This window comes from Thalassolituus sp. UBA6592 (genome assembly GCF_002433655.1).
Taxonomy (GTDB): domain Bacteria; phylum Pseudomonadota; class Gammaproteobacteria; order Pseudomonadales; family Oceanobacteraceae; genus Venatoribacter.
Genome location: NZ_DJIO01000131.1, coordinates 1 through 7,790 on the forward strand (window position 1 = coordinate 1; position 7,790 = coordinate 7,790).

The 7,790-nt window shown below is 54.1% G+C and carries 9 protein-coding genes; 2 read left to right on the top strand and 7 right to left on the bottom strand.

Annotated features, from left to right (window positions below; translation table 11 throughout):
• Positions 1 to 152: 152 nt before the first annotated feature.
• The 5 genes from argF to maoP form a co-directional block, all read right to left on the bottom strand.
• The gene (gene argF, locus B2Z72_RS12545) at positions 153 to 1,061 is read right to left on the bottom strand and encodes an ornithine carbamoyltransferase (protein ID WP_296985988.1); all 909 of its coding nucleotides are present in this window, start codon (positions 1,059 to 1,061) and stop codon (positions 153 to 155) included.
• 20 nt (positions 1,062 to 1,081) lie between these two features.
• Complete coding sequence (locus B2Z72_RS12550) at positions 1,082 to 2,245, bottom strand: aspartate aminotransferase family protein (protein WP_296985946.1); 1,164 nt, start codon at positions 2,243 to 2,245, stop codon at positions 1,082 to 1,084.
• Between the two features lie 287 nt (positions 2,246 to 2,532).
• A complete protein-coding gene (gene rimK, locus B2Z72_RS12555; RefSeq protein WP_297004956.1) occupies positions 2,533 to 3,438 on the bottom strand; it encodes a 30S ribosomal protein S6--L-glutamate ligase in 906 nt (301 codons plus the stop codon).
• On the bottom strand, positions 3,435 to 3,863 hold the full coding sequence (locus tag B2Z72_RS12560; protein WP_296981171.1) for an ATP-dependent zinc protease: 429 nt from the start codon (positions 3,861 to 3,863) through the stop codon (positions 3,435 to 3,437). The genes rimK and B2Z72_RS12560 overlap by 4 nt, the downstream gene beginning before the upstream one ends.
• Positions 3,856 to 4,206 (bottom strand): DUF413 domain-containing protein, encoded by a 351-nt coding sequence (gene maoP / locus B2Z72_RS12565; protein WP_296981169.1) that lies wholly within the window; start codon positions 4,204 to 4,206, stop codon positions 3,856 to 3,858. Before maoP ends, B2Z72_RS12560 begins: the two co-directional genes overlap by 8 nt.
• Positions 4,207 to 4,315: 109 nt before the next feature.
• Between maoP and hdfR the strand changes: the two genes are divergently transcribed.
• Both hdfR and B2Z72_RS12575 read left to right on the top strand, forming a co-directional pair.
• Positions 4,316 to 5,185: an HTH-type transcriptional regulator HdfR gene (hdfR, locus tag B2Z72_RS12570; RefSeq protein ID WP_296981174.1), complete on the top strand. Its 870-nt coding sequence runs from the start codon at positions 4,316 to 4,318 to the stop codon at positions 5,183 to 5,185.
• Between the two features lie 71 nt (positions 5,186 to 5,256).
• Positions 5,257 to 6,222, top strand: coding sequence for an alcohol dehydrogenase catalytic domain-containing protein (locus B2Z72_RS12575; protein WP_296981168.1), 966 nt, complete (start codon positions 5,257 to 5,259; stop codon positions 6,220 to 6,222).
• A gap of 6 nt (positions 6,223 to 6,228) precedes the next feature.
• Here B2Z72_RS12575 and queE read toward each other — a convergent pair whose 3' ends face one another.
• Both queE and queC read right to left on the bottom strand, forming a co-directional pair.
• Positions 6,229 to 6,945 (bottom strand): 7-carboxy-7-deazaguanine synthase, encoded by a 717-nt coding sequence (gene queE, locus B2Z72_RS12580; protein WP_296981166.1) that lies wholly within the window; start codon positions 6,943 to 6,945, stop codon positions 6,229 to 6,231.
• Positions 6,942 to 7,607: a 7-cyano-7-deazaguanine synthase QueC gene (gene queC, locus B2Z72_RS12585; RefSeq protein ID WP_297004959.1), complete on the bottom strand. Its 666-nt coding sequence runs from the start codon at positions 7,605 to 7,607 to the stop codon at positions 6,942 to 6,944. Before queC ends, queE begins: the two co-directional genes overlap by 4 nt.
• Positions 7,608 to 7,790 lie beyond the last annotated feature (183 nt).

Here is a 7,790-nt window from a genome sequence, read left to right on the forward strand (position 1 = left end):
CTGCTGTACGATGCCAAGCGTGGCGGACGCAACCGGGTAGTGACAGAAAGCCCGGACGAAGAAGAAGATTTTTCACCGCTGCTGGTCTGAGCAGCAGAAATAAAAAAACGGCTCCTGAGAGCCGTTTTTTTATTCGCCCGGCAAGCGCCGGATCAGTCTTCCTGACAAAGCAGGAATTCCAGCAGCGCTTTTTGTGCGTGCAGGCGGTTTTCCGCTTCGTCCCAGACCACAGCGCGCGGATCGTCGAGCAGATCTTCGCTGATTTCTTCACCGCGGTGGGCCGGCAGGCAGTGCATAAACAGCACATCATCGGCAGCCAGATCCAGCATTTCGCGGGATACCTGGAAGTCTTTGAATTTGCGCGCACGCTCTTCCTGTTCTTCTTCCTGGCCCATGGACGCCCAGACATCGGTCGTTACCAGATGAGCACCGGCAACGGCTTCTTTCGGATCGCGCATCAGGGTCACACGGTCTTTGTTCTCATCCAGCAGGAACTGGGCAGGATCAAAGCCTTCCGGTGCGGCGATATTCAGTTTGAAATCAAACTGACGGGCGGCATTGATATAGGAGTGACACATGTTGTTGCCATCACCAATCCAGGCCACGGTTTTACCTTTGATGCTGCCGCGGTGCTCAACGAATGTCTGCATATCGGCCAGCAGCTGACACGGATGAAAATCATCGGTCAGGGCATTAATCACAGGCACCTGAGAGTATGCCGCGAAGGTTTCAATCATGTCGTGATCAAAGGTACGTATCATCACGACGTCCAGCATCCGGGACAGTACACGGGCGCTGTCTTCCACCGGCTCGCCGCGACCCAGTTGGGTGTCACGCGGTGACAGAAAGATGGCATGGCCACCCAGCTGCGCCATACCGGCTTCGAAGGATACCCGGGTACGGGTGGACGATTTTTCAAAAATCATCCCCAGTACGCGGTTTTTCAGCGGCTCGTATACTTCGCCGCGTTTCTGTATCTGTTTCAGTTCAATGGCACGCTGGATCAGCCAGTTAAGTTCTTCCGGTGAGAGATCCAGCAGGGTCAGAAAATGTCTCACAATGTTTCCTTAAGTTCTTGCTGTTACAGCGACTCAATCAGCTCGCTGACAGTGGCGATGATCTGGTCGGCTTCGCTTTGGCTGAGATTCAGCGGTGGCAACAGGCGCACGACATTGCCGGACGTAACGTTCAGCAACAGACCTTTTTTCAGGGCATCAGCCATCAGAGATGGGCAGTCCTGATTGATAACCAGACCCATCATCAGGCCATGGCCACGGATTTCCTGCAGGCGTTCACTGTCGCTCAGACGGGCACGGAAACCTTCACGCAGGTAGTCGCCCATCTTCTGCGCATTGCCGCACAGGTCTTCTTTCTCAATGGTTTCAACCACAGCAACCGCCGCGGCACAGGCCAGCGGGTTACCACCGTAGGTTGAACCATGGTTGCCAGGATGGAATACCTCCGCTGCTTTGCCCTGAGCAAGACAGGCGCCGATTGGCACACCGTTACCCAGACCTTTGGCAGTGGTGACAACATCCGGGCGGAAACCGAACTGCTGGAAGCAGAAATAGGTACCGGTACGGCCGTTACCTGTCTGTACTTCATCAAGGATCATCAGCAGATCATTGTCATCACACAGGGTACGTACCGCCTGCAGATATTCAGCCGATGCGGTTGCCAGACCGCCTTCGCCCTGAATCGGCTCAAGCATAATGGCGACGACATTCGGGTTAGCTTTCAGTACAGAATGAATGGCGACGATGTCCATGTACGGAACACGGATGAAACCATTCAGCAGTGGGCCAAAACCGGCCTGTACTTTGGCGTTACCTGTGGCGGTCAGCGTTGCCATGGTGCGGCCATGAAAGGCTTTGGTCATTACCAGGATGACCGGCTCATCAATGCCTTTATCGTGACCGTACTTACGCGCAATTTTAATCGCCGCTTCGTTGGCTTCAGCACCGGAATTGGAGAAGAACACGTTATCCATACCGGATACACGGGTCAGTGCCTGGGCCAGAGCTTCCTGACGTTCAATGCTGTACAGGTTAGAGGTATGAATCAGTTCACCGGCCTGTTTGCAGATGGCTTCGGTAACGGCCGGATGTGCATGCCCCAGACCACAGACAGCGATGCCGCTGAGTGCGTCGAGATAGCGTCGACCTTCGGTGTCCGTCAGCCAGCTGCCTTCGCCTTTCACAAAAGTTACCGGTAAACGCCCGTAGGTGTTCATGATCGCTTGCATGCTTAAATCCTCTAAACGCAAAAAGGCAGCGATTGCTGCCCGTGAAGGTCAGAATCATACGAAAGGGTACGTAGTTTGTAAACGACCTGCGTAAATGCCTGTTAACCTCCGGGGGCCCTGCGGCTGAGGTTTTTGTGCGTTTCTGACAGGGCTGGTCGTAAGACTGATGGGGGGTTGGAAGGTGAGAAGTACGGAGTTCTGTGACACTCAGAAATGAAAATGGCCGGGGATTCCGGCCATTTAATGTCGCTTTCAGTGCAGTTTGATACTCAGCAATCGCCGGGCGTTCAGCCTTTACCGCGGGTGCGGGTGTGGTTAATACGGGCGTTCTTCTCGATAAACATCACGATTTTGGACGCAACGTCGATGCCGGTCGCTTCCTCGATGCCCTGAATACCTGGTGAAGAGTTTACTTCCATCACCACCGGACCGTGATTGGAACGCAGAATATCGACACCTGCGACATTAAGCCCCATAGTTCTGGCGGCGCGTACCGCTGTCGCACGCTCTTCCGGCGAGATGCGGACTACCGCTGCCGTGCCACCGCGATGCAGGTTTGAGCGGAATTCACCTTCCGCCGCCTGACGTTTCATCGAGGCAACGACTTTATCGCCGACCACGAAGCAGCGGATGTCTGCACCGCCGGCTTCTTTGATGTATTCCTGCACCATGATGTTAGCTTTCAGGCCGAGGAAAGCTTCAATCACGCTTTCGGCCGCCTTGCGGGTTTCCGCCAGCACGACACCAATACCCTGAGTACCTTCCAGCAGCTTGATCACCAGCGGCGCGCCACCGACCATGTCGATCAGATCGGGAATATCATCCGGGCTGTGAGCAAACCCTGTGACTGGCATGCCAATGCCTTTGCGCGACATCAGCTGCATCGAGCGCAGTTTGTCGCGCGAGCGGCTGATGGCAACAGATTCGTTCAGCGGGTATACGCCCATCATCTCGAACTGACGCAGCACAGCAGTACCGTAGAAGGTAATGGAAGCGCCAATTCGGGGAATAACCGCATCAAAGTCTTTCAGTGCACGGCCCTTATAGTGAATGGCCGGTTCCAGGCTGTTGATGTTCATATAGCAGTGCAGGGTGTCGAGCACTTCAACTTCGTGCCCACGTTCCTGCGCGGCTTCCACCAGGCGCCTGGTCGAATAAAGATTTGGGCCCCTGGAGAGAATACCAATTTTCATAATGAATCCAATTTTTTACCCGTGCGGGCAACGTCTACCAGAAAACGTCCGGCGATGGCCTTACGGCCGAGAAGCATGGGGTACTTCATGCTGCCACGGTGGCTGAGACTGATTTCCACCGGCCATGTCTGACCGGCGGCGGTGATTTGCGCGTCAATGATGTATCTGTGACTACGCTGACCATTAGAACTGGCGATGACCCGGCGGTCAATGACCCGCGCCTCACATACCTGATCTATGTCGCTTGCTGGCCCTTTGAACAGCACGTGGAAGCGTACCCAGGCTTCACCGTCACGTTCGAAGGGCTCAATTTTCTCCGCATGCAGACTGCTGGTGCATGCCCCTGTGTCCACTTTGGCCGCGCATTCAATTCCGAGATCCGGAAGAACAATCGGCTCTATGTAACCCAGTGTTGGTTTAGTCATCGTCATCCATATCGTCACTGCCGCCGCCATCGGACACGGCTGCTGACGAAGCTGTGAAGTAAATCTGTTTACGCTGCAGCGCCTTTACATAGCTTGCCCAGGCTTTCTCAACGTCCGTCTGAGGCTGTTCCTGACCGAGACAGGTCGCGACGAAATGTACTTCTTCGTCCGTTTCCGGCTGGCGTACGCCCTCATGCAATTCTTTCAGAGCAACCCCTTTGGTTTCAAGGATAATTGCCTGCGCACGGGTGAAATCGCCAGCGCGCTGGAAACCGCGCGGAAAGTTGCGATCATCAAAGTACTTTTTGCTGGTGGCAAAACTCTTCTCTTGGATATTGCTCATTCTGCACCTACTATCGCGGTTGAGGGTCATTTTCGGCGGAGTATGGTCAGACACTACCCGCCGGTAAAACAAAAAAATCTTATCGTTACGAAAACTATTTTTGGTCGTCATGGATACAGAATTATTGAAAACCTTCATGGAGGTTTCCCGCACCCGTCACTTTGGCCGCGCTGCAGAAAATCTCTATCTGACGCAGTCTGCGGTGAGCTTCCGTGTGCGCCAGCTGGAGGGCCTGCTGGGGGTTGAACTCTTCTCCCGTCAGCGTAACAACATCCGTCTGACACCAGCCGGAGAAAAGCTGCTGCCGCTGGCGGAAAGCAGTGTCATGCTGGAGCAGCGTATCCGTCAGGAAGTTGCCACGGCAGAAGGGATGAGTGAGCAGATTTCTCTTGGCGCTACCCCTAACCTGTGGGATGCCTTTCTGCAGGATCAGCTGACGGTGATGATGAACACACTGAACGGTGTGGCGCTTAATGCGCTGGCCCACAGCAGTGGTAATCTGGTGCGCCAGATCGCTGAGCGTACGCTGGATCTGGCGTTCGTATTTGATGCGCCCAAAGCGGAAGAGCTGACAACGGTTGCCGTTCTCGACATTCCGCTTTATCTGGTGTCATCCCAGCCTCAGGAAGACTGGCAGTCTGCACTGGAAAGTAATTATGTTCTGGTCGATTGGGGAACGTCGTTCCGTATTCAGCACGCGCAGGAATTCAAAGGCGCTAATCCGCCAATGCTGCAGACCAATACCGGCCGTATTGCGCTGGATTGCCTGCTGTCTGTATCCGGTGGCGGCGCTGCTTATCTGCCGGTCAGCCTGATCCGCCAATACGTCGATGAAAAGCGCCTGTTTATCGTACCGGATGCTCCGGTGGTAAATCGCACCGTATATGCCAGCTTTCAGGCGGACAGCAGCCGCAAGGAACTCATCAGTGACATCATTGGCCTGATCCGTGATCAGCTCAGTCAGACCGAGCTGCTGTAATGCGAAGGTCGTGGGGCATGTAATGCCGTTGCAATAAATAATGCGCGAAAGATGTAAGAATGAGGAAAGATATGAAAGCCTGGGTAATGACAGACACCGGAGCACCGGATGTACTGCAACTGCAAACCATTGAACCCCCACAACCGGCTGCCGGCGAAGTGCTGATCCGGGTTTCCGCATCCGGGTTTAATCCGATCGATACCAAAATACGTGCGGGGCTGGCGTTGATTGCGCCTGCCTCCGGCATTCTCGGTTGCGATGTGTGTGGTGTGATTGAAGCTTTAGGTCCGGATGTTACCGCTTTTAAGGTTGGCGATCGGGTGTATGGCATGAGTGGTGGGGTAAAAGGTACTCAGGGTTCCCTGGCCCAGTATCAGGTGGCCGATGCGCGTTTGCTGGCGCTGGCGCCGGAAAGCCTGACCGATGAACAGGCTGCTGCTATGCCTCTGGTGTCCCTCACTGCAGATCAGGCGCTGCAGCGTCTGCAAATTAGCGCCGGAGATGCCCTGTATATTGGTGGTGCATCCGGTGGCGTAGGGCAGATGGCGTTACAGCTGGCTTCAGCGATGGGCTGCGATGTGACCGGTTCCGCCGGAACGGCTGAGCGGGTAGCGCATATTGACGCCATGGGCGGCAAAGGCGTGTTGCACAGCGAGGCGGCAGACCTTGTGGTTGATGGAAAGGTGTTTGGCAAAGTTCTGGACACCTTCGGTGGTCCAGGTCTGCAAATGGCACTGCAGCTGGCTGCTCCTTATGGTCAGGTGGCAACGATTAATGCCCGCGCTCAGTATGATCTCGGGCAGGCCCATGCCAAAGCGCTGACCTTACATGCAGTGTTTGTCCTGTTGCCACTGCTAAACGGTATCGGACGTGAAGCTTTCGGACAGCGTTTGCAGCAGATTGCGCAGCAGCTCGATAACGGCAGTCTCAAGCCATTGGCGATTGAAGTGTTCAGCAGTCAGGATGTGGTGGAAGTGCACCGTCGCTATGAAAGTGAAGGTGCGGAGAAAAAACTGGTGATTAAAGCGGATTATTAATCCGCCTTAATCGATGCCCAGATATTTGTGCGTCTGCAGACTGAGCTTCCACTGCGGATGCGCCAGGCAATACTCGGTCGCCAGACGGGTGTTGCCGCCTGACAGGCCATCGCGTTCTGCCTGAGCTTTATCCATGCCATCACTGGCCAATAATTTCACACGATAATCCGCCATTGGCTGCAGATAATAATGGGCTGCGTCGATGGTACTGGCAAAACGCTCCGGCATGGCAGCCGCCTGCGGATACACCAGCTTCAGTTCATCGCATCGGTCGATGACCACCTCTGATACGCCTTTTGGGCTGACGCACAGCCAGTCGATGCCTGCGGGAGCGGGCAGAGTACCGTTGGTTTCCACGCCAATCTCAAACCCGGCTTTATGCATAGCCGCAATCAGCTCATCATCTAACTGCAGCAGTGGCTCTCCACCGGTACAGACAACATAGGGGGTGCCGCATTGCATGTCCGGCCACAGCGACGTCAGCAGAGTGATAAGTTCTTCGGTTGAATAGCGTCCACCGTTCTGCCCATCGGTACCGATGAAGTCAGTATCACAGAAGTCGCAGACAGCAGAGGCTCTGCCTTCTTCTTTACCATTCCACAGGTTGCACTTACTGAAACGGCAGAAAACGGAAGGGCGCCCGGCCTGAGCGCCTTCTCCCTGTAAGGTATAGAAGGCTTCCTTTATACGGTATGGCTTCTTCACCTCCGCGCCTTTACTCATTGTTCAATCTCGTAGGGCAGCGGGTCGCGGGTGTTATTCAGTTCAAAGGCTTCCAGGCGTTCTACGCAGGAACCACATTTGCCACAGGCTTTTTCGCGCCCGTTATAGCAGGTCCAGGATTTGCCATAATCAAGACCCATGGCCAGACCGTCGCGCAGAATGGAAATCTTATCGCCGGTTAAATAAGGAGTAACAATTTCAACCGGCTCATAGTTGGCAATTTTCGCTACATCATTCATAGCGTGTACAAACTCAGGACGGCAGTCCGGGTAAATGGAGTGGTCACCGGAATGGGCGCCGTAGTAAACCTTGCTGGCGCCGATGTCGACGGCATAACCAATGGCCAGCGACAGCAGAATCATGTTGCGGTTTGGCACCATGGTGGACTTCATATTGTCGTCAGCGTAATGGCCTTCAGGAATTTCCACGTCAGAGGTCAGTGACGAGTTGGAGATCAGTTGATTGATGGCGGTGATATCAATGATGCGGTGATTGATGTTCAGCTCGGCGCAGACGTTACGCGCAAACTCAATCTCTTTACTGTGCTTCTGACCGTAATCGAAGGTCAGAGCATAGATCTCCAGTCCTTCGCGGTGTGCTTTATTAAGGATGGTAAAGGAATCCATCCCGCCGGAATAAATAACGACGGCTTTTTCAGTCATCGTGGTTACCTCTGTATAAGCTGCGCCGGAAAGACAGTCCGGCCTTTAAATGTAGCCTGTGCATACATTCCCATGCAGCGGATCTGCAGGGGAGCGCAAGTATACGTGCTTTGACCAAAAGGTTAAAAATACGATTTTGTAAAAAAATTACAAAAAGCCATTGACGGGATTGTCGTGGTCTAT